The organism is Acinetobacter sp. ANC 4654 (assembly GCF_002135425.1).
Classification (GTDB): domain Bacteria; phylum Pseudomonadota; class Gammaproteobacteria; order Pseudomonadales; family Moraxellaceae; genus Acinetobacter; species Acinetobacter kyonggiensis.
Genome location: NZ_NEGL01000001.1, coordinates 467729 through 492371, shown reverse-complemented (window position 1 = coordinate 492371; position 24643 = coordinate 467729). Strand labels below are relative to the sequence as shown.

Annotated in this window: 20 protein-coding genes, 2 tRNA genes and 1 pseudogene; 16 read left to right on the top strand and 7 right to left on the bottom strand. The window is 39.2% G+C overall.

The genetic code is table 11. The features are described from left to right. Nucleotides 1-776 precede the first annotated feature (776 nt). The 9 genes from B9T24_RS02285 (at nucleotide 777) to pgaD (ending at nucleotide 15026) form a co-directional block, all read left to right on the top strand. Nucleotides 777-3617 (top strand): 2-oxoglutarate dehydrogenase E1 component, encoded by a 2841-nt coding sequence (locus B9T24_RS02285; protein WP_086164572.1) that lies wholly within the window; start codon nucleotides 777-779, stop codon nucleotides 3615-3617. Then, entirely contained in the window at nucleotides 3617-4828 is a 1212-nt protein-coding gene (odhB, locus tag B9T24_RS02280) for a 2-oxoglutarate dehydrogenase complex dihydrolipoyllysine-residue succinyltransferase (protein ID WP_086164313.1), read from the top strand. The genes B9T24_RS02285 and odhB overlap by 1 nt, the downstream gene beginning before the upstream one ends. Nucleotides 4829-4891: 63 nt before the next feature. Beyond that, complete coding sequence (lpdA, locus tag B9T24_RS02275) at nucleotides 4892-6325, top strand: dihydrolipoyl dehydrogenase (protein WP_086164312.1); 1434 nt, start codon at nucleotides 4892-4894, stop codon at nucleotides 6323-6325. Nucleotides 6326-6499: 174 nt separating this feature from the next. Further along, nucleotides 6500-7666: an ADP-forming succinate--CoA ligase subunit beta gene (gene sucC, locus B9T24_RS02270; RefSeq protein WP_086164311.1), complete on the top strand. Its 1167-nt coding sequence runs from the start codon at nucleotides 6500-6502 to the stop codon at nucleotides 7664-7666. A gap of 12 nt (nucleotides 7667-7678) precedes the next feature. Continuing rightward, nucleotides 7679-8569, top strand: a complete 891-nt coding sequence (gene sucD, locus B9T24_RS02265) for a succinate--CoA ligase subunit alpha (protein ID WP_074945622.1) — start codon at nucleotides 7679-7681, stop codon at nucleotides 8567-8569. A 377-nt stretch (nucleotides 8570-8946) separates the two neighbouring features. Further along, complete coding sequence (gene pgaA, locus B9T24_RS02260; protein WP_086164310.1) at nucleotides 8947-11421, top strand: poly-beta-1,6 N-acetyl-D-glucosamine export porin PgaA; 2475 nt, start codon at nucleotides 8947-8949, stop codon at nucleotides 11419-11421. Next, on the top strand, nucleotides 11421-13259 hold the full coding sequence (pgaB, locus tag B9T24_RS02255; protein WP_086164309.1) for a poly-beta-1,6-N-acetyl-D-glucosamine N-deacetylase PgaB: 1839 nt from the start codon (nucleotides 11421-11423) through the stop codon (nucleotides 13257-13259). Before pgaA ends, pgaB (B9T24_RS02255) begins: the two co-directional genes overlap by 1 nt. After that, nucleotides 13259-14527, top strand: coding sequence for a poly-beta-1,6-N-acetyl-D-glucosamine synthase (pgaC, locus tag B9T24_RS02250; protein WP_086164308.1), 1269 nt, complete (start codon nucleotides 13259-13261; stop codon nucleotides 14525-14527). The genes pgaB (B9T24_RS02255) and pgaC overlap by 1 nt, the downstream gene beginning before the upstream one ends. Then, the gene (pgaD, locus tag B9T24_RS02245) at nucleotides 14520-15026 is read left to right on the top strand and encodes a poly-beta-1,6-N-acetyl-D-glucosamine biosynthesis protein PgaD (RefSeq protein WP_086164307.1); all 507 of its coding nucleotides are present in this window, start codon (nucleotides 14520-14522) and stop codon (nucleotides 15024-15026) included. The genes pgaC and pgaD overlap by 8 nt, the downstream gene beginning before the upstream one ends. Here the strand turns inward: pgaD and pgaB (B9T24_RS02240) are convergent. The 5 genes and pseudogenes from pgaB (B9T24_RS02240) to B9T24_RS02225 form a co-directional block, all read right to left on the bottom strand. Next, a complete protein-coding gene (gene pgaB, locus B9T24_RS02240) occupies nucleotides 14992-16215 on the bottom strand; it encodes a poly-beta-1,6-N-acetyl-D-glucosamine N-deacetylase PgaB (RefSeq protein WP_086164306.1) in 1224 nt (407 codons plus the stop codon). The genes pgaD and pgaB (B9T24_RS02240) overlap by 35 nt on opposite strands. A gap of 109 nt (nucleotides 16216-16324) precedes the next feature. Further along, nucleotides 16325-17155 (bottom strand): VOC family protein, encoded by an 831-nt coding sequence (locus B9T24_RS02235; protein WP_086164305.1) that lies wholly within the window; start codon nucleotides 17153-17155, stop codon nucleotides 16325-16327. Nucleotides 17156-17344: 189 nt separating this feature from the next. Next, a pseudogene (locus B9T24_RS02230) lies at nucleotides 17345-17574 on the bottom strand (flotillin domain-containing protein); the annotation flags it as partial. A gap of 8 nt (nucleotides 17575-17582) precedes the next feature. After that, nucleotides 17583-17699 (bottom strand): hypothetical protein, encoded by a 117-nt coding sequence (locus B9T24_RS17355; RefSeq protein ID WP_416224342.1) that lies wholly within the window; start codon nucleotides 17697-17699, stop codon nucleotides 17583-17585. A 127-nt stretch (nucleotides 17700-17826) separates the two neighbouring features. Continuing rightward, nucleotides 17827-18369, bottom strand: a complete 543-nt coding sequence (locus B9T24_RS02225; protein ID WP_086164571.1) for a hypothetical protein — start codon at nucleotides 18367-18369, stop codon at nucleotides 17827-17829. Nucleotides 18370-18709: 340 nt separating this feature from the next. Between B9T24_RS02225 and cysD the strand changes: the two genes are divergently transcribed. The 7 genes from cysD (at nucleotide 18710) to B9T24_RS02190 (ending at nucleotide 24192) form a co-directional block, all read left to right on the top strand. Further along, nucleotides 18710-19618, top strand: a complete 909-nt coding sequence (cysD, locus tag B9T24_RS02220; protein ID WP_171264836.1) for a sulfate adenylyltransferase subunit CysD — start codon at nucleotides 18710-18712, stop codon at nucleotides 19616-19618. Between the two features lie 97 nt (nucleotides 19619-19715). After that, the gene (gene cysN / locus B9T24_RS02215; RefSeq protein WP_086164303.1) at nucleotides 19716-21332 is read left to right on the top strand and encodes a sulfate adenylyltransferase subunit CysN; all 1617 of its coding nucleotides are present in this window, start codon (nucleotides 19716-19718) and stop codon (nucleotides 21330-21332) included. A gap of 145 nt (nucleotides 21333-21477) precedes the next feature. Beyond that, entirely contained in the window at nucleotides 21478-21750 is a 273-nt protein-coding gene (locus tag B9T24_RS02210) for a hypothetical protein (RefSeq protein ID WP_086164302.1), read from the top strand. 179 nt (nucleotides 21751-21929) lie between these two features. Beyond that, entirely contained in the window at nucleotides 21930-22451 is a 522-nt protein-coding gene (locus B9T24_RS02205; RefSeq protein ID WP_086164301.1) for a PadR family transcriptional regulator, read from the top strand. A gap of 8 nt (nucleotides 22452-22459) precedes the next feature. After that, nucleotides 22460-22762 (top strand): DUF3861 domain-containing protein, encoded by a 303-nt coding sequence (locus tag B9T24_RS02200; RefSeq protein WP_086164300.1) that lies wholly within the window; start codon nucleotides 22460-22462, stop codon nucleotides 22760-22762. A 33-nt stretch (nucleotides 22763-22795) separates the two neighbouring features. Then, entirely contained in the window at nucleotides 22796-23056 is a 261-nt protein-coding gene (locus B9T24_RS02195; RefSeq protein ID WP_086164299.1) for a DUF2798 domain-containing protein, read from the top strand. 143 nt (nucleotides 23057-23199) lie between these two features. Then, complete coding sequence (locus tag B9T24_RS02190) at nucleotides 23200-24192, top strand: NAD(P)H-quinone oxidoreductase (protein WP_086164298.1); 993 nt, start codon at nucleotides 23200-23202, stop codon at nucleotides 24190-24192. Between the two features lie 242 nt (nucleotides 24193-24434). Here B9T24_RS02190 and B9T24_RS02185 read toward each other — a convergent pair. Together B9T24_RS02185 and B9T24_RS02180 are read right to left on the bottom strand one after the other, a co-directional pair. Then, nucleotides 24435-24520, bottom strand: a tRNA-Leu gene (locus B9T24_RS02185). A 12-nt stretch (nucleotides 24521-24532) separates the two neighbouring features. Further along, nucleotides 24533-24606: transfer RNA gene (locus tag B9T24_RS02180), tRNA-Cys, on the bottom strand. Nucleotides 24607-24643 lie beyond the last annotated feature (37 nt).

The following is a 24643-nucleotide window of genomic DNA, read 5'->3' as shown; positions in this document are numbered from 1 at the left end:
TGTTGTGATTAATGCTGTTGTGTAAAAAAAACACATGTGAAAATGCTTAGGGTTAAGCAGAGCTTTTCGAGAGTTTATTTGAATGGCTTAAAATTAAAGTTAAAATTGACTAAAAACCGATTTAATTGTTGTGAAGTTGTTCGAATCGGCAATTAAGGCATTAATCTTGAGCTTGAATCTGCAAAGATGCTGTTAAAATGTTACCATATAACGTAAATGAAGAGAGCGGGTTTAAATATTGTGCTCTCTTTTGTTATCTGTGATTTGGTGGTGTAGGACTATGGTCTACATTGAATCTAATTATTAGATAAAGCACCATATATTAGATGGAAATAATGGTTATGTATTTCGCAAGTTTATGAGAGGTATGTGTCAAAAAAATTAATTGTAACTAGAGAACATGTTACGATTTAACACCAAGCTATATGTGAAAAAAGTACTTTGTTTCGGTATATTTTTTTTAATGTTTTGGATTGTATGTAGGGTTTATCAATAGATATAAATCGCTTTAGAAAAATTAAGCCGCGTGCTTATTTTTTCTAAGTCGATTTGCAAAAAATTGCTCGATTTTGGTCGAGTATTTTAATGAGTGATGATGCCGCTGAGGGGCGTTATGATTCATTGTTCACATTGGGGTTATTCCTGATGTAGTGATAACGCCCCATGGCTTATGCCTTGTGGGGGATTAATGTCATATTACCAATTTGACATTATTAATCATGGGGTAGCTTAAAAAGCATCCTGAAATGTTTTTGCAATAGGAAATGGGTCCACAAATGCAAGAAGTTGCTGACGCACTGCGTCTTGACACTGAACTTTCCGCTGACAGTGCAGCGTATATTGAAGAACTTTATGAACATTATTTGACGTCACCAGATTCTGTAGGATCAGACTGGCGCGAATATTTCGATAAATTCCCTAAAGGTGATCAACCACATAGCAATGTACGTGAGCAATTCCTTTTATTAGGTCGCAATTCAAGTCGCGTTCAACCTGTTGTTCAAAGTGCTGTAAGCTCTGAACATGAACGTCGTCAAATTGGCGTTTTACAGCTTATCGCTGCTTATCGTAATCGTGGTCATCAAAAAGCAAAATTAGATCCTTTAGGTTTGGCTAAACGTGAAGATGTTCCAGATTTAGATCTTGCTTCACATGGCTTAACGAAATCAGATTTAGATACAGTCTTTAATGCAGGTAACCTTGCTCTAGGTAAGTCTGAAGCGACTTTAGGCGAAATGGTTAACGCAATGGAAGCAACATATTGTGCTTCTATTGGTGTTGAATACATGCATATTGTTGATACCAAAGAAAAACGCTGGATTCAACAACGTCTTGAAGGTGCTAAAGGTCAATTTGGCTTTACTGCTGATCAGAAAAAACATGTTTTAGAACGCTTAACTGCTGCTGAAGGTCTAGAAAAATTCCTAGGCAATAAATATGTTGGCGCGAAACGTTTTGGTGTTGAAGGCGGTGAGTCTTTCATTCCAATGGTCAACGAACTGATTCAACGTGCAGGTGCTGTAGGTTGTAAAGAAGTCGTGATTGGTATGCCACACCGTGGGCGTTTAAACTTACTTGTAAACATCATGGGTAAAAACCCTGCTGATTTATTTGGTGAGTTTGAAGGTAAGTCAATTCACAAGAAAGGTTCTGGCGACGTTAAGTATCACCAAGGTTTTTCTTCAAATGTGATGACACCGGGTGGCGAAGTTCACTTGGCATTGGCGTTTAACCCATCGCATTTAGAAATTGTTGGGCCTGTAGTTGAAGGTTCTGTACGTGCACGCCAAGTCCGTCGTAAAGACATTGGCGGTGATGATGTATTGCCCGTGATTGTCCATGGTGATGCGGCATTTGCAGGTCAAGGTGTTAACCAAGAAACCTTCCAAATGTCACAAACGCGTGGTTATACAGTGGGTGGTACAGTTCATATTGTAGTGAACAACCAAGTTGGTTTTACCACATCTGACCCACGTGATGCACGTTCTACAGAATACTGTACCGACATCGCAAAAATGATTCAGGCCCCAATTTTCCATGTGAATGGTGATGATCCTGAGTCTGTGTTGTTTGTTTCTCAATTGGCACATGATTTCCGTCATACCTTCCGTAAGGATGTTGTGATTGATATGTTCTGCTACCGTCGCCGTGGTCATAACGAAGCGGATGAGCCAGCAGCAACTCAACCGATGATGTATCAAGTGATTAACAAAAAAGCGACCACGCGTACGCTTTATGCGGATCAATTGGTGCAAGAAAACGTGTTAGACCGTTCTTCTGCAGATGCGATGGTTGAAAAATACCGTGCAGATTTAGAAGCAGGTAAACACGTTGCCAATGCATTGGTACTTGAACCAAACGAAAAAATGTTTGTCGATTGGACGCCTTATTTGGGTCACGATTATACAGATGACTGGGATACGACTTTCCCAATCGAGCGTTTGAAAGAGCTTGGCACGAAAATGCGTGAGCTTCCAGAAGGCTTCGTAATGCAACGTCAGGTGTCTAAAGTGATTGATGATCGCTTGAAAATGCAAACGGGTGAAATGCCACTGAACTGGGGTGCTGCAGAAGTTTTAGCTTATGCGACTGTTTTGGATGAAGGCTACTTATTCCGTTTAACTGGTGAAGACGTTGGTCGTGGTACATTCTCGCATCGTCATGCAAAATTGCATAACCAAGTGGATGGTTCTGTTTATATTCCACTTTGCCACATCAAAGAAAATCAACCACGTACTGCAATTTATGACTCACTATTGTCAGAAATGGCGGTGTTAGCATTTGAATACGGTTATTCAACGACTTTACCGAAAAGCTTGATTATTTGGGAAGCACAATTCGGTGACTTCGCAAACTGTGCGCAAGTGGTTATTGACCAATTTATCGCTTCGGGTGAAACCAAGTGGGAACGTGTTTGTGGTTTAACATTATTGCTTCCACACGGTTTTGAAGGTCAAGGCCCAGAGCATTCATCTGCACGTTTAGAGCGTTTCTTACAGCTATGTGCTGAAGACAACATGCAAGTGATTACACCGACTACGCCTGCACAGATTTTCCATGCCATGCGTCGTCAAGCAATTCGTCCAATTCGTAAACCAATGATTGTGACTTCACCGAAGTCATTGCTTCGTCATAAACTTGCAACCTCTACTTTAGAAGAGCTTGCAACTGGTACATTCCAGACTGTGATTGATGAAGTGGATCAAATCAACAAAGCAGACGTTACACGTCTAGTACTTTGTGGTGGTAAAGTTTACTACGACTTACTTGAAAAACGTCGTGCAGAAGAACTGAATAACACTGCAATCGTTCGTATTGAACAATTGTATCCGTACCCAGAACAACGTATTGCTGAAGTATTTGCTTCTTATCCAAATGTAAAAGAAATCGTTTGGACGCAAGAAGAACCTAAAAACCAAGGTGCTTGGTTATTCATCGCACCTCGTTTATATGATGATGTGATGAAAACGGGTAAACAAGTTCATATTAGCTATGCAGGCCGTCCAGCTTCTGCTGCGCCAGCTTGTGGTTCACCATACTTACATGCAAAACAACAAGCTCAGCTCGTCAATGACGCACTTGCGATCGTAGCTGAACAATCAGGAGATTCTAAATAATGGCAACCGAAATTAAAGCACCGGTATTCCCAGAGTCAGTTGCTGACGGAACAATTGCAACTTGGCACAAACAACCAGGTGAAGCAGTATCACGTGATGAAGTTATCTGTGATATTGAAACTGATAAAGTTGTTTTGGAAGTTGTTGCTCCTGCTGATGGTACGATTGTTACAATCATTAAAGGTGAAGGCGATACAGTTCTATCAAATGAAGTGATTGCTCAGTTTGAAGAAGGTGCTGTTTCTGGCGCTGCTCAAACTCAAGCCGTTCAAGGAAACGTTGAACAAGCTGCGTCTCAAACTGAAGCGGGTGCTGCACCTGTGGTTGAACGCGCTCAACAAGTTTCTGATCAAGCACCTGCGGTACGTAAAGCGTTAACTGAAACTGGCATTGCTGCTGGTGATGTTGCGGGTACTGGTCGTGGTGGTCGCATCACTAAAGAAGATGTTGCAAATCATCAAACTAAGCCAGCTGCGGCTGCGGTTGCACCGTTAAGTGTAGCGATTGGCGAACGTATCGAAAAACGCGTTCCGATGACGCGTCTTCGTAAACGTGTTGCTGAACGTCTTCTTGCAGCTACACAACAAACTGCAATGTTGACGACGTTTAACGAAGTGAACATGAAACCAATCATGGAAATGCGTGCACAATTTAAAGATGCGTTTGAAAAGCGTCATGGTGCACGTCTTGGCTTTATGTCATTCTTCGTGAAAGCTGCAACTGAAGCGCTTAAACGCTACCCAGCGGTAAATGCATCGATTGATGGCGATGATATTGTTTATCATGGTTATTATGACATCGGTGTTGCCGTTTCATCTGAACGTGGTTTAGTGGTTCCTGTATTACGTGATACAGACCGTATGAATTATGCAGAAGTTGAAAATGGTATCCGTGCATACGCTGGTAAAGCGCGTGATGGTAAATTGGGTATTGAAGATATGACTGGTGGTACGTTCACGATCACGAACGGTGGCACTTTCGGTTCATTATTATCTACTCCGATCTTGAATACGCCACAAACTGCGATTTTGGGTATGCATAAAATCCAAGAGCGTCCAATGGCGGTAAATGGTCAAGTAGAAATCTTACCAATGATGTATTTAGCACTTTCTTATGACCACCGTTTAATTGATGGTAAAGAAGCAGTAGGTTTCCTTGTAACAATCAAAGAATTGTTAGAAGAACCAGCTAGACTTATCCTTGATCTTTAATACTTACCATTACAAACCAATCTAAGACAGGGCGATCCTCTGTCTTAGAGCTTGGAGATAAAAATGTCTCAACAGTTCGATTTAGTCGTTATTGGCGGTGGACCAGGTGGTTATGAAGCAGCAATTCGTGCGGCTCAACTTGGTTTTAAAGTTGCTTGTATCGAAAAACGCATTCATAAAGGTAAACCATCTTTAGGCGGTACATGCTTAAACGTGGGTTGTATCCCATCTAAAGCATTGCTTGATTCTTCACATCGTTATGAAGATACAGTGCATCACTTAGATGATCACGGTATTACCACGGGTGACGTGAAGTTTGATCTTGCAAAACTACTTGCTCGTAAAGACAAAATTGTTGACCAATTAACTATGGGTATTGATGGCCTTTTAAAAGGTAATGGTATCGAGTGGTTAAAGGGTACGGGTAAACTGCTTGCGGGTAAAAAAGTTGAGTTTGTGTCTCACGAAGGCGAAACTCAAGTTTTAGAACCGAAATTTGTCATTCTTGCGACAGGTTCTGTGCCAATCAACATTCCATCAGCACCAGTTGATCAAAATATCATTGTTGATTCAACTGGCGCACTTGAATTCCAAGACGTACCTAAGCGTTTAGGTGTGATTGGTGCAGGTGTAATTGGTCTTGAGCTTGGTTCAGTTTGGCGTCGTTTGGGTGCAGAAGTTGTTGTATTTGAAGCAATGGATGCATTCTTACCAATGGCTGATAAAGCATTGGCAAAAGACTACCAAAAACTGTTGACTAAACAAGGTATGGATATTCGTGTTGGCGCGAAAGTTGCTGGTACAGAAGTCAATGGTTCAGAAGTTACTGTTCAGTACACCCAAGGCGGCGAAGATAAAACTCAAACTTTCGATAAGTTGATTGTTTGTGTCGGTCGTCGTGCATACGCTGAAGGTCTATTGGCTGATGATTGCGGTATTAAACTGACTGAACGTGGTTTAGTTGAAGTGAATGATTGGTGTGCAACTTCTGTTGAAGGTGTATATGCAATTGGTGACTTAGTACGTGGTCCAATGCTTGCACATAAAGCAATGGAAGAAGGCGTAATGGCTGTTGAACGTATTCACGGTCATGCAGCGCAAGTGAACTACGACACGATCATTTCAGTCATCTACACACACCCAGAAGCGGCGTGGGTCGGTTTAACAGAACAGCAAGCGATCGAGAAAGGTCACGAAGTGAAAACGGGTCAATTCGGTTTCGCTGCAAACGGCCGTGCAATGGCTGCTGGTGAAAATGCTGGTTTCGTTAAGTTTGTTGCTGATGCGAAAACAGATCGTTTACTGGGTATGCACGTGATTGGGCCTGCTGCGTCTGACATCGTTCACCAAGGTATGATTGCACTTGAGTTTGTATCTTCTGTTGAAGACCTACAATTGATGACTTTCGGTCATCCAACATTCTCTGAAGTGGTGCATGAAGCTGCACTTGCAGTGGATGGACGTGCGATTCACGCGATTCAGCGTAAACGTAAATAAGATTCAAAAAAGAGCGACTTAGGTCGCTCTTTTTACATTTGGTGGTTGTTTTTATTGGAACAATCATCTAAAAATAAAGATAAGAAAGATTTTAAAAAATGCCAATGCTGCTTTGACGGATGTCTGGGTATTGGTGGTTCATAACAAAGCGAAAAAGTAATAAAAGGTTATTCAATGAATTTACATGAGTATCAAGCAAAAGCGTTATTAAAAAAATATGGTATGCCAGTTCAAGAAGGTGTACTCGCAACAAATGCAGAAGAAGCCGTAAAAGCTTTTGAGCAACTCGGTGGTAAATTTGCAGTCATGAAAGCCCAAGTACATGCCGGTGGTCGAGGTAAAGCGGGCGGTGTAAAAGTAGTGAAGTCGGCTTCAGAAGCTGCTGATTATGCCAATCAAATTATTGGTACGCGTTTAGTGACCTATCAAACCGATGCCAATGGTCAACCTGTAAATAGTATTCTTGTTTGTGAAGATGTTTATCCAGTTGAACGCGAACTTTATTTGGGTGCAGTGGTTGATCGTTCTAGTCGTCGGGTCACATTTATGGCATCGACTGAAGGTGGGGTCGAAATTGAAAAAGTTGCGGAAGAAACCCCAGAAAAAATTATTAAAGTTGAAGTTGATCCTTTAGTTGGCTTGCAGCCATTTCAAGCACGTGAAGTCGCTTTTGCACTGAATTTAAAACATGGACAAATCAATCAATTTGTTCAAGTGATGACTGCGGCTTATGCGGCATTTATTGAAAATGATTTTGCTTTGTTTGAAATTAACCCATTATCTGTACGTGAAAATGGTGACATTCTATGTGTCGATGCCAAAGTGGGGATCGACTCGAATGCATTGTATGGTTTACCTGCGATTGCCGCGCTACGTGATAAGTCGCAAGAAAATGAGCGTGAGCTGAAAGCATCTGAGTTTGACCTGAACTATGTGGCGCTTGAAGGCAATATTGGTTGTATGGTCAATGGTGCGGGTTTGGCGATGGCGACCATGGATATCATTAAATTGTATGGTGGTCAGCCTGCCAATTTCCTTGATGTGGGTGGAGGCGCAACCAAAGAGCGTGTGATTGAAGCTTTTAAGATTATTTTATCAGACACCTCAGTTCAAGCTGTTCTGATCAATATCTTTGGTGGAATTGTACGTTGTGACATGATTGCTGAAGCAATTATTGCAGCGGTTCAAGAAGTAAATGTTACTGTACCTGTGGTGGTTCGCTTAGAAGGCAACAATGCAGAGTTAGGTGCAAAATTACTGGATGAATCGGGTTTGAAATTGATTTCTGCGAATGGGCTTGCTGATGCCGCAGAAAAAGTTGTTGCTGCAGTGAAAGCGTAAGGAGTATCAATCATGAGCGTATTAGTAAATAAAAACACCAAAGTATTGGTACAAGGCTTTACCGGTAAAAATGGTACTTTTCATTCAGGACAAGCACTCGATTACGGTACAAAAGTTGTCGGTGGTGTAACACCGGGCAAAGGTGGTCAGGTTCATTTAGATCTCCCTGTGTTTAATACCATGAAAGAAGCCGTTAATTCGACAGGTGCGGATGCTTCTGTGATTTATGTTCCTGCACCATTTGTATTAGATTCAATTGTGGAAGCAGTGGATTCAGGTGTTGAATTGATTGTCGTGATTACTGAAGGCGTACCCACTTTGGATATGCTTAAAGCAAAACGCTATCTTGAAACATATGGTAATAACGTGCGCCTAATTGGACCAAACTGTCCGGGCATTATCACTCCAGGTGAATGTAAAATCGGGATTATGCCGGGGCATATTCATCAGGCAGGTAAAATCGGGATTATCTCGCGTTCAGGCACATTGACTTATGAAGCCGTAGCGCAAACCACCAAGCTTGGTTTAGGTCAGTCAACGTGTATTGGTATTGGTGGGGATCCAATTCCAGGTATGAATCAAATTGATTGCTTGAAATTGTTCCAAGAAGATCCACAAACCGAAGCCATTATTATGATTGGTGAAATTGGTGGTACTGCGGAAGAAGAAGCTGCGGAATATATTCAATCCAATGTGACTAAACCTGTCGTGGGTTATATTGCGGGGGTGACTGCTCCTAAAGGCAAGCGTATGGGGCATGCGGGTGCCATTATTTCCGGTGGTAAAGGAACTGCGGAAGAAAAATTTGCGGCCTTTGAAAAAGCGGGTATGGCTTATACACGTAGTCCAGCAGAACTGGGTTCGACCATGTACGCTGTATTGAAGGAAAAAGGTTTGCTTTAATAATTCAAAAGGTAATAAAAAACCCTCAATTCATTGAGGGTTTTTTATTACTTGATATTTATGGTACGACAGTGCAATAGCTGATGATGGAATTAAAAATGATCAGTAATAATGGGAGATAAATAATCTTTTAAGTTGGGCATTAAAGTGACCAACATACAAAAAACATGGTTAAATTATCAATAAAATGCTTTATGAAAAGCATAGAATTAGAAAAAGAAAGATATTTTTCACTTTTAAATTAATGTGACATATATCATGTTGGTTAATAAAAATACAAAACTAAACATGAAAAATGATTGATGTTATTAGGTTTGAGCGTATTGTTTATGAGGGAATACAACAATTAATAACAATGAATTAAGAGTACTTTAACTATGAATAAGATGAATTCTAAATTAAATATACTTACTCTATCCTGTGGAACTTTACTGTTTTCTACATTGCTGCATGCAGAATTGTTATATAAGGACTCTGCCCCGCAACGTGAAGAAATAGTAAGTTTAATTAAGCAAGGGCAAGTGGATGTGGGTTTGCAAAAACTTAGACAATTACTCATGCAGCAACCCGATGATCAGAAATTGATTGCTGATTTTGTTGTAATCGCCTATGAAAATAAAAAATTTGTAGAATCTGATGTTAAATACTTAAATGGCATACAAATTACACAATTTCCAGAATACGGGAAAGTTAATGTTATTAAAGCATTACGAGATTTGAAAAAATTTGAATTAGCAGAACAATGGGCAAAAAAATTCGCCGAGACCGATCAAAATCAAATGTGGGGGGTGTGGATTGGAGTATTACAGGCAGAAGCAGGAAAAACCCTTGAATCGAAAGAAACATTGGCTCCGCTTGATATCAACTATATTGACCCTGACTATTTAGCACAACTTGCTTATGCCTATCGCATGTTAGATATGCCGATTGAAGCATTGAATGCAGCGAGCCTAGCCGTTGAAAAGAATCCCAATAGCAGTACGCAAGAACAGTATGTATTGGCACTTATGGCAAATGCTGATTATGCTAAAGCTGAAAAATATATTCAAGATAATGAAGTGCTCAGAAAACAGCCTCAACTTAGAGCTAGTGCCAAGATTAGTGAATTCACCCAACGTATTCAAAATGCAGTGCAGTATTACAAGGTTTTAACTTATCGTGATCGTGGGAATGTTGCTTATAGACAACTTAATCAAGTTCTAGCTGATATGGCGAAGTTTGAATCACAACTGCCCAATGATCAAAATATTAGACGTCAATTCTACTATGAATATATCTATGCTTTAAATGAGCGCAATTTGTCTGGAAAAGTACTTGAGCAAATTCCAAAAGTTGGCATACCGATCGATAAAATGCCTCCTTATGTACGCCAATCGATTGCAGATGCCTACTTAAAAGATCGGAAACCTAAATTGGCCGAAGCACTCTATAAAAATTTGTTGAAGGAAAAGAACTATCAAACCTATGAAATTTATTCTGGCTTGTATTACGCCTTAATTGAACAAGAAAAGTATAAAGAAGCGAATCAATTGATTTTAGCTATGGATAAATTATTACCGACTTTTCAATATAGTAATGCCAAAGGGGTTGATAGGGTTACCCATGATGATCGTATTGAATATATAGCTTTAGTGGGTCTTAATTATGTTTATCGCCATGAGTATGCTAAAGCTGAAGCATATTTTGAAGATCTGGTTGCAAAAGCGCCAAATAATATAATTTATCAAAATCACCTTGCAGAGGTACAACGCTGGCGTGAACAACCACAGCGTTCCGAAGAAACCTTGGCACTGTGGGATGGTGTTGAACCTGTTGATCAGGCTATACGAATCAATAACTTACAAAATATGCAGGCCTTAGGTCATATTCCAGAATGGCGTAAGCTGAATGCTTATCTCATGGAAGCGATGCCAGGGGATTCGGGTGTTGTAAAGAGCAAAAAAGAACTCGATGATCGCGATCGTGCATCGATTCAGCATATGAGTACTTTTTCAAAAAGTGACTCTGATAATACGGCTTTGCTCAATCGCTTGAAAGGAAGTCGTGAACAGGACAACTTGACCCGTATTAATAGCCCATGGTTTTACGATACTTTTCGTACTTATGTCGATCATAGTCTTCGTTCGGCTGACTATACCGAGGGCAAAATTGACGATCAACGCGTAGGACTGGGTCTGGAATGGGAATCGCATCGTAAAGCTGCAAATATTTTACTTTCCCAAAGTGTAGATGGGGGTAATGATCGTTTTGGGGTTGAACTTAATTGGTCGCAATGGTTGGGTGACCATTTGCAGTATGTTTTAGGCTTCAATAGTCAGGCAGATATTCCATTACAAGCGATCAAAAAAGGCAATGAGGGGAAATCTTATATTGTTGGGTTGAACTTGCAAAAAAATGAATCTCAAGAAGCAGGGGCAGCATACCAATTAACAGATATTGATGACGGTAACACACGTCATGAAATCACAGGTTACGTTAAACAACGAGTTTTTGCGGCACCACATAATATTACCAGTGTCACTTTAGGGGGCTATTACGGTCAAAATGATAATGTACTGGTCGATTATTTTAATCCTAAAGAAAGTTATAGTGTAGAAATGATTTTACAACATGACTGGATCACTTGGCGTAGACATGACAAAAATTTCACACAACATTTTGAAGCGGCTATAGGAACTTTTAGACAAACATCATTTCCTTCAGAAATGATTTATAACGTTTTTTATCAACATGACTGGCAACTTTCTCGAACTTGGAATTTGAACTACGGCATAGGGTGGGGAACACATCCGTATGATGGGGAGGATGAAAAAAGGACTTATGCAACTCTTGGCTTTAAGGGGAATTTCTAATGAAAAAAATTGCAAAAAGTTTATTTTCTTCAATTTTAATAATGGGTTTAGTGATTCCTGCCGTTGGCTTGGCTCAAAATGTGACAAAAACTGCACCTGAAACATCAGATAATTTATTTGTCACTCTGACTTTTCATGATGTGAGAGATGATGTTGCAAGAACAGGGGATCGAGATGTTTATGCCATTAGTACAAAAAATTTAGCACAATATTTTGCATGGATTCAGGAAGAAGGTTGGCATCCTATTCGTTTAGAAGATGTGTGGCAAGCTCGTCAAAAGAAAAAACCTTTGCCAGCTAAATCGGTATTATTGACTTTTGATGATGGAGCATTAAGCAGCTATACCCGAGTTTTTCCTTTGTTGAAACAGTATGATTTTCCAGCGGTATTTGCAATTCCAACCAGTTGGATTAATGGTAATACTAAAGATGCTGATCAAGCTTATGGCGAACATAATCTGATGAATTGGGATCAGATGCGTGAAATGCAACAGTCGGGTTTAACTGAGTTTGTTTCACACTCAGACAATATGCATAAAGGTATTGTAGCTAATCCACAAAATAGTATGCAGCCTGCTGCGATTACGCGTGAATATTCACCGATGTTCCAGAATTATGAATCTGATCAAGCCTATTCTGATCGAGTATTTTCAGACTTAAAACAGTCGAAGGAAACTTTAGATTCTGAACTGGGTATTAATAGTTTAGCTATTTTCTGGCCTTATGGGGCTGTGACCAAAGAAAGTGAAGAAATTGCGCTAAAGGCGGGATTGCCCATGTCCTTTAGCTTAGGCAGTATGTCGACGTTGGCAGACTCGGGGGTAACCTATCAACGTGGTCTGATTATGAACAATCCATCGCCTGAAATGATCCATGAGGAAATGATGGATTTTTTGACTTTTGCACGTGCTGACTATAAGCAACGCAAAAGTTTTATTCGTTTCGATTTAGCAGAAATGCTTAGCCCAAACAATCAAGTTTTTGATCAGAAATTGGGGAGATTTTTAAATCAAATCAATTCATTAAGCAGCAATACAATTTTATTGCAAACAGTGGCTGATCAAAATGGTGATGGAAAAATCGATGTTGCTTATTTTCCAAACCAGCAATTGAAAATGAGTCAAGATTTGCTCAATCGTACTGTCTGGCAAGCGCGTACCCGAATTAATAATCGTGTATATGCGGAGTTACCAGTGAGTTTAGAAACAAAACAAGGGTTAAATCTTGCGGAGTTAACAGCTGATTTGGTCAAAAATAATTCTTCAATTGAAGGTTTAATGATAGAAACAGGTGATGAGTTTTCATGTGCTATTGAAAATAAAACATGGGATGCAGCTTGTATCCAGAAAATTAATCAAGTTTTTAAAATTAAAGAGCGGACCAAAGAACAGGCAAAATATTATACGAATATCAGTAATAACTATCAAACTGCATTAAAAATGACTTTGAAAGATAAGCATATAGAGGGTTTAAAACCTTTACTTGAACATAGTTTAAATTATAGTGATTATCTATATCTTGATTTTGACCCAGTAAGTCAGCCTGAAATATTTAAAGCTGTACAAAAACAGTTGGAAAAGTTAAATGATCAACAAAAGCAACGTTTGATTTTCAGTTTTACCATTGATCCAAATGCATCAAAAAGAGAGTGGAAACGCTATCAACGCGATTATCAAGTGTTGAAAAAGTTAGCGATACAAAAAATTGGGATTAATAATTACCAATTGGCACAAGGACAGCGTGTTCAGGAAAACCTTTATAGTGAGTTAAGCTCGAATAATAGTCCATTAACTTATCTTAATCCTTATGAACAAGCTAATGTTAAGGAGAGAAAATAATGGAAAATTTAAATCTACTGCAATTCAGCGATTTTTATTTTGGCTTTGCTTTCTTCTATCCGCTATTTATGGCTTGGCTGTGGATTGCCGGTGGAATTTGGTTCTATTTAAAACATGAACGTAAACAACCTGTATTGCCAGAGCCCAGTGAGCATGCTTGCAGCATTATTATTCCTTGTTTTAATGAAGAAGCACAGGTCAGAGATACGATTAAATTTGCGATGCAAACCCAGTATCCAAATTTTGAAGTCATTGCAGTCAATGATGGCAGTAAAGATGGAACTGCTGAAATTTTAGATGAACTTTTATTGCAATATCCAAAGCTTAGAGTGGTTCATTTGGCTGAAAACCAGGGTAAAGCTTATGCCTTACGTGCCGGAGCGATGGTCAGTCGAAATGAATATTTGATTTGTATTGATGGTGATGCTTTGTTACACCCATATGCAGTGTTATGGATGATGCACCATTTAACCAGTTATCCTCGGGTTGGAGCCGTGACGGGCAATCCGCGTATTGTGAACCGCTCTAGTATTCTAGGTAAAATTCAGGTGGGTGAATTTTCATCTATCATTGGGTTGATTAAACGTGCACAACGAACTTATGGGCGTATTTTTACCATATCTGGAGCAATCGCAGGTTTTCGCAAAACGGCATTAGACCGCATTGGTTATTGGCGTGATGATATGATCACGGAAGATATTGATGTGTCATGGCGTTTGCAGTTCGATCATTGGGAACTGCAATATGTACCCAGAGCACTGTGCTATATCTATATGCCAGAAACGTTAAAGGGGCTGTGGAAGCAACGTCTGCGTTGGGCTCAAGGTGGCATTGAGGTCTTATTTGCTTATATTCCACGTTTATTTAAATGGAATTTACGCCGTATGTGGCCGATTGCACTGGAGTCAATGATTAGTGTACTTTGGGCATATGTGATGTTTGGTATTATTCTTTTATATTTATATGGTCTATTTTTTTCTTTACCCGGCGAGTGGGCAATTCAATCGCTTTTTCCTCAATGGTACGGGATTATTCTAGGATTGACCTGTCTGATCCAATTCTTTGTTAGTTTATGTATTGATAAGCCATACGATAAAAACCGAATCTTCAGGAACTATTTTTGGGTGATTTGGTATCCTTTGTTCTTCTGGATTCTTACGATGCTGACCACAGTGGTCGCATTACCTAAAACAATTTTCAAAACTCAAAAACGTGCGCGATGGGTTAGCCCAGACCGTGGATTTAGAGGAGAGCCAGAAAATGACTAATATAAAAGAACGTTTTTTTATTAAAGATGAGTCAAAGTTAGAGCTTCCTGAATATATTGATCGACCTGAGTATGTACGCAATAAGAGCGTGGGTTATAGTTTACAAATTGCGGGTTGGTTTGTGTTTATGTGGTTGTTCATGCCGCTGATCACGGTATTTTTTTGGTGGTTTGAAGGTAAAACCATTTATCAGCAAATGGTGGTACAAGCAGCACCGAATAGTCAATTAAGTTTAATGAATATCATTGTTATGATTTTACTCTCTATTTGTGTACTGCTACTTTGGGCAAGTTACAATTGGGTTCGCTTTGCTGGTGATGAGCGACGTACTGCACCGTTAGAAGTAGATGAACAACAGCTGGCGATAAGTTTTAAAGTCAATACGGCCGATATTTTAACGATGCAACAAGCCAAAAACTTAACCCTTTATTATGATGATAAAGGGATGCTTGAATTTTTCGAGGCTAATCACCAGTTAAAAAAGCGGATTTCAGCTTAGACGGTTGAGGGTGTTCATTCACAAAATCATCAGGGTAATAACCAATATGTTTTACCCCATGCTGTTCTAAAAACTGGATGGTTTCGGTAATTTCTTGAGTTGAAAGTTTTTGATTATTGATCCAATTCACGGCTTGAAGTTCAAAAATAGTACGATCCAATGTTGGGTCGTATTTTTTACTCTGCTGAATTAAGTCTAAATAGAATTGTTGATGATCATCTGCCTCTTCCATATAAGGCATTGCCATGATGGCATTGTAGTCATAGTATTGATAGGTGCTAGGCATAGACTGGCTAAACCAATTTTCACTTTCAGGATCTAATACCACAGGTGCATACATATTTCGTGCTGTGAGTATATTGGGTTGTTGTTGTTTAATAATTTTACTAATGCCTTCCGCAAATTGATCTAAATAGGCTGTTTTGAATTTCGCTAATTGTGATGGTTTCGGATGCTTCGATTGTTTTAATAATTGGTCTGAATTAAAGCCCCAAGACTGGTACATCTTTTTGGCTATGTTGGAGGAGTCTTCATAATCACTGAGGGTAACATCGTCATGATAGAGCACCCCATCGACTGAATTTGATTGCATAAAATCTAAATAAATTTCTGAGACATATTTAAGATTTTGTGGATCAAATGGTGATACTCGAATATAGCCTTGTTTTCCGCCAGCACTGTGTGAGACATAGGAAAGTTTGTAGCGTTTAGGAAACTCCCAAGCCATTAAGGGCAGCCATGCATAAATATGTTTAACCTGTGTTGTGCTACGAATTTGGCTGACAAGCGTGGGAAATAGATTGTCTCTTAATGGGATATGTCTATTTTTAAAGTAAACTTGATCTGCGGATCCATTGGCATCTGGATCAGCAAAAGCTTGTAAAAAAATGGTATTGGGTTGAATCATGTTTATGCGTTTCAATAACGCTTGAATATTCTGTCGCTGTTGTTGTTTGTCTTCATCATATACATAGTCAATGTCGATATGCATAATCCGCATCTGATCAATTTTACTTATTTTTTTTGCAGTCGCCGTGGTTTTAGAGGCTGTATATTGTTGAACAATATCATTTATAGGGTGGTGTTGAATTTCAGCTAAACCGGCTGACGTCGATAAAGGAAAATAACCCAAACTCAAATAAAGACAGTAAGTAAAACGATTTTTGTATAAATTTTTAAAATTAATCATTTTGAATGGTACTCTTTTTAGTAAATGATGAATTGCACTGCCTATTGAGTTATCGAAAATGAAAGCCCTAAGGTGGCTGTTTGGTGTTCAACTTATTGTTTATAAAAAGTTATTTTGTTTGAATTAAATCTTGAATAATCAGTTTTTTCATTTTAAATAATGCGGTGAGAGCATGAGGGTTATTTGTTAAAATTTCCCATAAATTTTGCGGGACAATTTGCCAACTGACACCAAATTGATCTTTACACCAACTACACTGGTCTTCAGTGCCATGTAAGGTGATGGTATTCCAGTAATAGTCAATTTCAGCTTGATCTTTGCATTCAATCACTAAGGATACGGCTTCACTAAATTCGAAATTTTGTTGAATGCCACTGTCCATTGCCATTAATGTTAGATTGTTGGCTGTAAATTGAGCATGTTTTACTTGTCCGACATATTCTCCCTCGCTATATTTGAGAACACCTTGAGATTGAAAGTTTTTAAATAAAGTTTGATAGAAATTCAATGCGGCTAGGCATTGTCCTTGATATGAACCGCAATACATGAGCGTCGGGACAATTTTTTGCTGATTGACGTCCGATAATTGACCTAAATAAAGTTGCCAGTTAAAACCATGTTGGTCTTGTAACCAACCATAATAATCACTCCAAGGATATAGACCCAGCTCCATTCGTCCGAAGCCACCATCAATCAATTGTTTCCAATATTTATCAATTTCAGTTCGACTTTCACAAATTACCATAAAAGAAATAGAGGGATTGGGGGTGAAAGGGGGGCCACCATTAATGCCCATAAATGGAACACCTGCGAATTGTACTTTTAGTGCAGTTTCATGTTCTTGTATGATTTGGCTGTTTGGAAAAATAGAGCAATACCATTGCAATGCAGTTTTGGCATTTTTTTTAAACCGCAAAGCAGGGTAAATAGAGTGAGTCATTATTGTGCTCTATATATGCAGTATCAGCAGATAATGTAGCTTTTTTTCGAGTTAACTTAAGTAAGTTTACGTAGATTGATTGTATAAAATTTATTCAATATAAAATGCAGCCTAGGTTGCATTTTTGCCTTCTAAGGCCTTACTTTGTTGAAGTAATTTGAGGTTTTAACTCTGAGTTAAGCCCTTATATCACCCCCCTTGAATACCCAGTTCATTCATTAGGCTGTCAATCAGTGGCGCTTGAGTGCGGTAACGTAATGGACTATTCACCACTTGATCAGATAGGGAATTTGTCCTTGATCTGCCTAGCCTTCACCCTGCACACTATTGCCAGCAATACCGCCTAAACCAGTGACCTGCAAAATCTTAATATCATCAATATTTTCCATAGGTTTAATGCTTTCACGGATAATTTCTGGTCAATATTTTAATATTGCTCTAAAAAGCTTTGAGAACCATCACCCAATAACAGCAAAATCAGCTCTAAAATGCCGAATAACAGCATGAGATAAATTGAAACGCTAAATGTATTATTTTTAATCAATTATTTTGTTGAAATGAACATAAATTAAAATTTACATCATCAAAAAAACGCTCAGAAAAAATTAAAAGCTAGCGATGACGAATATGCTGTTCTTAGGTGAAATGAAGGGGGGTAAAACAAGCTCATTTTAATATAAACAGGTTTGCATTCGAACCTGCATGTCTAAGGCTTGCTGTACAATAAAGCTTTTCATCCAATTATACTGTTGACCCATGGGATTGGTTTTAATCGCGCTATTGAGAAAGTCTAACTTTTCATGGTGAAACAATTGGCTTTCAATGGCATTTTCTAATTGGGCGCTATTTGCCATTAAAGGCAGATGAATCAAATAAAATGCTTTGGGATAATTATAAAAAGCATAAAGTAAATTGAAGGCTTTCTGATCCGCTTTTAAATGTCCCGCACCAATTTCATAACGACGGTCTTGATTGCTGTGGGTTAAACCAAGCAAAAATTCACATGTATTGTCCGTAAGTCGTAGACCAAATTGCAGACCAATTTGGTCAGCTGTCAGCTCATGTTGAACAAAATTATTCAGGATTGAACCATCGTCATTTAAGGGTTCTTGTAGTGCCAATAGATGTGAATGATGTTGATAGATATAGCCTGCCAGTTGTGCATCTTCTAGGCTGGTTTTAACGGTTTCGATAGTATGGTCTAGCGTAAGCATCATTCAACACAACATAAGGTATGGGGAGCATTTAGATACTGTATGAAATTTTTAAGCTGAATAAAATAGATCTTTTAGATAAGTGATCGGTCAGCTTATATTTTATACATTCCTCTGCGAAAGTTATTGTATTCGCTGTATTTAAGTAAAATTATAGCGTATTTGAAATTGATCATTAATAAAAACTTATACTTATTATTAGATAAGCTCTATATGATAATTTTGCATATCAATATAATAAAACAAGCAATAGTTCAGATCACTAAATCTTTATAATGAATATATATATTTTAAAAGTGTAATAAGTACACGTTGATCTGAGCTGGTGTTGTCAATGTCCATAAATGAGGAAAGACTTACTCATCTTAAACAGCTTGAAGCTGAGAGTATTCACATTATCCGTGAAGTGGCTGCCGAATTTGAAAATCCGGTCATGTTGTATTCTATTGGTAAAGATTCGGCAGTCATGCTGCATCTTGCCTTAAAAGCATTTTATCCTGCAAAACTTCCATTCCCACTATTGCATGTCGATACAGGCTGGAAGTTCAACGAGATGATCACATTCCGTGACAACATGGCAAAAACCCATGGTTTCGATTTGATCGTTCATCAAAATAAAGAAGGTAAAGACGCTGGGATCAATCCATTTGATCATGGCAGTTCAAAATATACCGACATCATGAAAACTCAGGGCTTAAAACAAGCACTGGATAAATACGGTTTTGATGCTGCCTTTGGTGGTGCACGTCGTGATGAAGAAAAATCACGTGCTAAAGAACGTGTTTATTCTTTCCGTGATAGCAAGCATCGTTGGGATCCTAAAAACCAACGTCCTGAACTTTGGAATCTTTACAATGGTAAAGTGAACAAAGGCGAAAGTATTCGTGTGTTCCCATTGTCAAACTGGACTGAGCTTGATATTTGGCAGTACATTTACTTGGAAAGCATTCCACTTGTACCTTTATATTTAGCTGCAGAACGTCCTGTGGTTGAACGTAGCGGTACACTCATTATGGTTGATGATGAACGTATGCCTTTAAAAGAAGGTGAAGTTCCACAAATGAAATCGGTACGTTTCCGTACTTTAGGGTGTTACCCCCTCACGGGTGCGGTTGAATCAACTGCCAATACCTTACCGGAAATTATTCAAGAAATGCTGCTTGCCACAAGCTCTGAACGTCAAGGTCGTATGATTGACCATGATGAAGCAGGCTCGATGGAAAAGAAAAAGCAAGAAGGCTATTTCTAATTAATCTCCCCTTGCGCAGCAGTGCTGCTCACCTCTTTAAAAAGAGGGATTTAGGGAGATTAAAAATCGATTTCAATGAATTTGTGGAGTTTGAGCAATGTCTCATCAATCTGAACTGATTAGCCAAGATATCTTGGCATATTTGAAACAACACGAAAATAAAGACTTATTACGTTTTTTGACTTGCGGTAATGTCGATGATGGTAAATCTACCTTAATTGGTCGTTTACTTTATGATTCAAAATTGATCTATGAAGATCAATTGCAAGCCGTGACTCGTGACTCTAAAAAAGTGGGTACGACAGGTGATGCACCTGACTTGGCACTTCTTGTTGATGGTTTGCAAGCAGAACGTGAGCAGGGTATTACCATTGATGTGGCATACCGTTATTTCTCCACTGAAAAACGTAAGTTCATCATTGCTGATACTCCAGGGCATGAGCAATATACGCGTAACATGGCAACAGGTGCATCTACTTGTGACCTTGCGATCATCTTAATTGATGCGCGCTATGGTGTACAAACGCAAACACGTCGTCACACTTATATTGCAAGCTTGTTGGGTATTAAGAACATTGTTGTTGCAATCAACAAAATGGACTTGGTGGAATTCTCTGAAACACGTTTCAATGAAATTCAAACTGAATATGCCAACTTCGTCAGCCAATTGGGTGATCGTAAGCCAAGCAACATCATCTTTACGCCTATTTCTGCATTGAATGGCGATAACGTGGTGAATGTTTCGGAACACACACCGTGGTACAAGGGCGAAACCTTAATGGGTACGCTTGAGTCGGTACAAATTAACCGTGATACCACGAAACGTGATTTCCGTTTCCCTGTGCAATATGTGAACCGTCCTAACCTCGACTTCCGTGGTTTTGCGGGAACGATTGCCCTTGGTGAAATTAACGTGGGCGATAAAGTTGTGGCTTTACCATCGGGTAAGTCTTCAACGGTGAAAGAAATCGTCACGTTTGATGGCAACCTTGAGCATGCATTTGCAGGTCAAGCGGTGACATTAACGCTAAACGATGAAATTGACGTATCACGCGGCAATATGTTGGTACGTGCGGATCAGGGCGTTCCTGCAATTTCCCGTTCTGTAAAAGCGACTGTGGTCTGGATGGCGGATCAACCGCTTGTGCTTGGCAAGTTGTATAACTTAAAAGTGGGTACACAAACTGTTCCTGCGAAAGTGACTGCCATTAACTTCCGTACTAACGTGAACACGCTTGAGCAAATGCAAGTAGATCATCTTGATCTCAATGCTATTGCCAATGTGACTGTTGAATTTGATGCGCCAGTGGTATTTGACCGTTATCAAGACAGCCGTTATACAGGTTCGTTTATCTTCATTGATCGTTTAAATAACGTAACGATTGGTGCTGGTATGGTGGAAGAATCTGTTGAGTGGTTTGCGCATAGCAACCCTGTAACAGCAGAAGACCGTGCAGCGCGTTTGGGTCAAAAACCTGCCTCTATTACGGTGTCGAACAAAGCTTTGGAAAATGCGCAAGCACTTGAAAGCTTATTGCTTCAACAAGGTATTGTTGCGATTGCGAAAGCGGATTTAGATGCTGCGCAAGTCGCATTGCTTCGTGAAACAGGGATTGCGGTTATTACCTCTGTGACTGAAGGTACGGATGTTACGTTTACGCAAGATGCTGTTGAAGAGCTTGCTGAAAAAATTGTGGAATTGGTTCGTCTCTAAGGTTGAGCTGATTTAAAAGGAACCCACCGTTAGGTGGGTTTTTTATTTGTGTAAGTTTTAAGTGTTTGATTAGTATACAGTCATTTTAAAGTTGAACTTTCACTTAAATTACTTCTCGATACAATATAAATATTGAGGGGGATTTATGAAAAAATTATTATTTTTAATGGGCTTGTGTTTATCTTTTGGGGCGGAAGCTAAGCAAGGTGCTGAAAATACCGCAGCAATTAAACAGAAAATTATTCAGCAGTCGATAGAAAGTTATCCGGGGAATTGTCCTTGTCCATACAATACTGCGCGTAATGGTAGCCGCTGTGGTAAGCGTAGCGCATACAATCGGGCGGGTGGTTACGCACCGATTTGTTATGCGAAAGATATTACATCACAGATGATTAGAGAATTTAAAGGACAAGGATGATCTTCTTACAATATGAAGCTGGAATTCTAAAAACCACCGTATGGTGGTTTTTGTAATAAAAATAATGAACATAAAAGTAGTTAGACCCAACATGGTTTTTAAATTTGATAAAGACGCTTTTTAAACAATATAAAGATATGTTAAGATATATCTTAATTTAATTAAGCTATATCTTATATATGTCTAAAACTCCCAATCCAGAACTGCTTACAGACTTAGAACAATCCCAAACACCACGCAAAAACCGTTTGTTTGAAGCAGGACATATGAAGCTTGTGGTGTTGTATCTTATCTCGCTCGCACCTAAGCATGGTTATGAAATTATTAAAGAAATAGGTGAAATCGTTGGTGGCGGTTACACCCCAAGTGCAGGCACGATTTATCCGACACTGAATTATCTGGAAGATATGCAGTTCATCTCCGCAGAAAAAATCGAAGGTGATCGTAAGCAATACAGCACTACCCAAACAGGCGTAGAGCATTTAAATGCTCAGCAAGCACAAGTCGAAAATATTCTAGGTCGATTCGAAACCCGACGCGAAATTCAAAACAATCAGCAATACATCGACATTCATCGTGCGATGGAAAATCTAAAAACTTCTTTACGCCTAAAGCTGAAAAATTCAGAAATCAATGCTGAAGAAGTCCGCCTAATTGCAGAACAAATCGATCAAGCAGCTGTAAATATTGGCCGCTTGTAGGAGAAAATATGAAACAACATGAATATGAAGTGACTGTAAAACATATTGCAGATGCACAAGGCAATCCATCTACATATACAGAAGCGTTGCAGTTTAAAGCCTATAACCATGACGATATTTTTAAAGTATTGGCATATGTGCAGAAAACAGGACTGGTTGATGATGAATCTGCAAAGGTTTTCGCAGTTGGGCTAAAACTGTTTGGCGAAGTGTTACTGGAAAATAAAGACGTGCCTTTGTTTCAAGCGTTTATGCCTCAGTTTGTACAGTTTATGAAAGCACTGAAAAAATCTGCTCCAAAAGAAAGTTAAGTGCTTATTTAATTCATATCCCTCAGGTATTTTATGTCAAATTCTATTCCAAAATTTCATCCTAAACATATGGCTTGGCTCATGCCTTTAATCCTGTCATGTGTCATGAGTGGTTCACTATCATGTTTTAATCTGTTGATGAATAAAGGCTGGGTCGATGGATTTATTTCGATCTGGTTGCATACGTGGGCATTGTCTTGGTTGGTGGCTTTTCCGTTAATTCTGGTCTTTATTCCTGTGGTTCGTAAACTGCTGATGCCTTTTGTTGCTTCAGCTAATCATTCAGCAAAGTAATGCGAATAAAATTGGATAAAGTACAGGTATTTTTTCTTGATGAGTCGGCTTAAGACATAAGTCCGACCTGACTTCATTCCTTACTCTATCTATGTTCAAATAAGCTCAATAAACTTGATAAGTAACGAATAGGGAAAACCATCATGTCACAAGCAACCATGCAACAAGTCATCATTACCGAAGCGGGTGGCCCAGAAAAATTAGCTTATGAAGCGGTCGCTATTCCAACTGCACAAGCAGATGAAGTTTTAGTGAAAGTGCATGCTTTTGGTATTAATCGTCCAGACATCTTGCAACGTCAAGGCTTATATCCCATGCCTAAAGGCGTAACACCTGTGCCGGGCTTGGAAGTGGCTGGCGAGGTTGTTGCAGTTGGTGAAAATGTCACTCAGTTTAAAGTGGGTGATAAAGTTTGTGGACTGACGAATGGTGGTGGCTACGCAGAATATTGCGTTGTGCCTGAAAGCCAAACTTTGAACATTCCTGAAAATGTCAGTTTTAGCCAAGCGGCAGCGATTCCTGAAACCTTCTTTACTGTATGGGCGAATGTGTTTCAAATGGGTAAAGCCAAAGCAGGCGAAACCATTTTGGTTCATGGTGGAACCAGTGGGATTGGTACGACTGCGTTGATGCTGTGTAAAGCACTTGGTCTTAAAACTTTTGCAACGGTCGGTTCTGATGACAAGGTTGCTGCTATTTCACAGCTTACGACAGCCATTAACTATAAAACTCAAGACTTCGAACAAGTGATTAATGAGAAAACGGATAATGGTGGCGTAGATATAATTTTAGATATGGTGGGTGCACCGTATTTAGAACGTAATTTAAATCTTTTACGTCGTGATGGTCGTTTGGTCTATATTGCATTTTTGGCTGGAGCAAAAGCCAAAGAGGTAAAACTCGGTCAAATTATGATGAAACGCTTGACCATTACAGGGTCAACCATGCGAGCACGTACTACGGCTGAAAAAGCTGAAATTGCTCAAGGTTTAAAAGGCACTGTTGCACCACTTTGGGCAAAAGGTGAATGCTTACCGATGGTCTACAAGACCTTTAAGTTCGATCAAATTGTCGATGCACATATTGCGATGGACATAGGTGATCATGTTGGTAAGATTGTGGTGGAAGTGATTTAAAAATTTAAGTTGTTTTAAATCCCTCTGTAATAAAGAGGGATTTTTTTCTGTTTTAAAAGTGTTCAGTTTTATTAGACCACTACAAGTACTGCTGCGTAAGAGGGGATTTTAAATAAGAAATAAAGATCGGAAATAAATTGCTGAATTTTTTATGATATAAATATTGTTAAACTCAAATTTTAGACATAAAAAAACCAGCAGAAGCTGGGATTTTTATTGCACCATTTTAAGAAGTATTAAAATGGTGCCCGAGGCCAGACTCGAACTGGCACGCTTTGTGGGCGGGGGATTTTAAATCCCCTGTGTCTACCGATTTCACCACTCGGGCATTTTAACAAGATGGAGGCGGAGGTCGGAATCGAACCGGCGTACACGGAGTTGCAGTCCGCTGCATGACCACTCTGCCACCCCGCCATGTCTTGTTGATGCGTATATTATCAACCTTTGAAAA

Bases quoted from the DNA above. Each gene is read 5' to 3' on its own strand.
- sucD (WP_074945622.1), top strand. From the start codon at position 7,679: ATGAGCGTATTAGTAAATAAAAACACCAAAGTATTGGTACAAGGCTTT.
- B9T24_RS02200 (WP_086164300.1), top strand. From the start codon at position 22,460: ATGAAACAACATGAATATGAAGTGACTGTAAAACATATTGCAGATGCA.
- B9T24_RS02225 (WP_086164571.1), bottom strand. From the start codon at position 18,369: ATGCTTACGCTAGACCATACTATCGAAACCGTTAAAACCAGCCTAGAA.
- pgaD (WP_086164307.1), top strand. From the start codon at position 14,520: ATGACTAATATAAAAGAACGTTTTTTTATTAAAGATGAGTCAAAGTTA.
- pgaA (WP_086164310.1), top strand. From the start codon at position 8,947: ATGAATAAGATGAATTCTAAATTAAATATACTTACTCTATCCTGTGGA.
- B9T24_RS02205 (WP_086164301.1), top strand. From the start codon at position 21,930: ATGTCTAAAACTCCCAATCCAGAACTGCTTACAGACTTAGAACAATCC.
- sucC (WP_086164311.1), top strand. From the start codon at position 6,500: ATGAATTTACATGAGTATCAAGCAAAAGCGTTATTAAAAAAATATGGT.
- pgaC (WP_086164308.1), top strand. From the start codon at position 13,259: ATGGAAAATTTAAATCTACTGCAATTCAGCGATTTTTATTTTGGCTTT.
- B9T24_RS02195 (WP_086164299.1), top strand. From the start codon at position 22,796: ATGTCAAATTCTATTCCAAAATTTCATCCTAAACATATGGCTTGGCTC.
- B9T24_RS02235 (WP_086164305.1), bottom strand. From the start codon at position 17,155: ATGACTCACTCTATTTACCCTGCTTTGCGGTTTAAAAAAAATGCCAAA.
- B9T24_RS02285 (WP_086164572.1), top strand. From the start codon at position 777: ATGCAAGAAGTTGCTGACGCACTGCGTCTTGACACTGAACTTTCCGCT.
- pgaB (WP_086164306.1), bottom strand. From the start codon at position 16,215: ATGATTAATTTTAAAAATTTATACAAAAATCGTTTTACTTACTGTCTT.
- lpdA (WP_086164312.1), top strand. From the start codon at position 4,892: ATGTCTCAACAGTTCGATTTAGTCGTTATTGGCGGTGGACCAGGTGGT.
- pgaB (WP_086164309.1), top strand. From the start codon at position 11,421: ATGAAAAAAATTGCAAAAAGTTTATTTTCTTCAATTTTAATAATGGGT.
- B9T24_RS02190 (WP_086164298.1), top strand. From the start codon at position 23,200: ATGTCACAAGCAACCATGCAACAAGTCATCATTACCGAAGCGGGTGGC.
- odhB (WP_086164313.1), top strand. From the start codon at position 3,617: ATGGCAACCGAAATTAAAGCACCGGTATTCCCAGAGTCAGTTGCTGAC.
- cysN (WP_086164303.1), top strand. From the start codon at position 19,716: ATGTCTCATCAATCTGAACTGATTAGCCAAGATATCTTGGCATATTTG.
- B9T24_RS02210 (WP_086164302.1), top strand. From the start codon at position 21,478: ATGAAAAAATTATTATTTTTAATGGGCTTGTGTTTATCTTTTGGGGCG.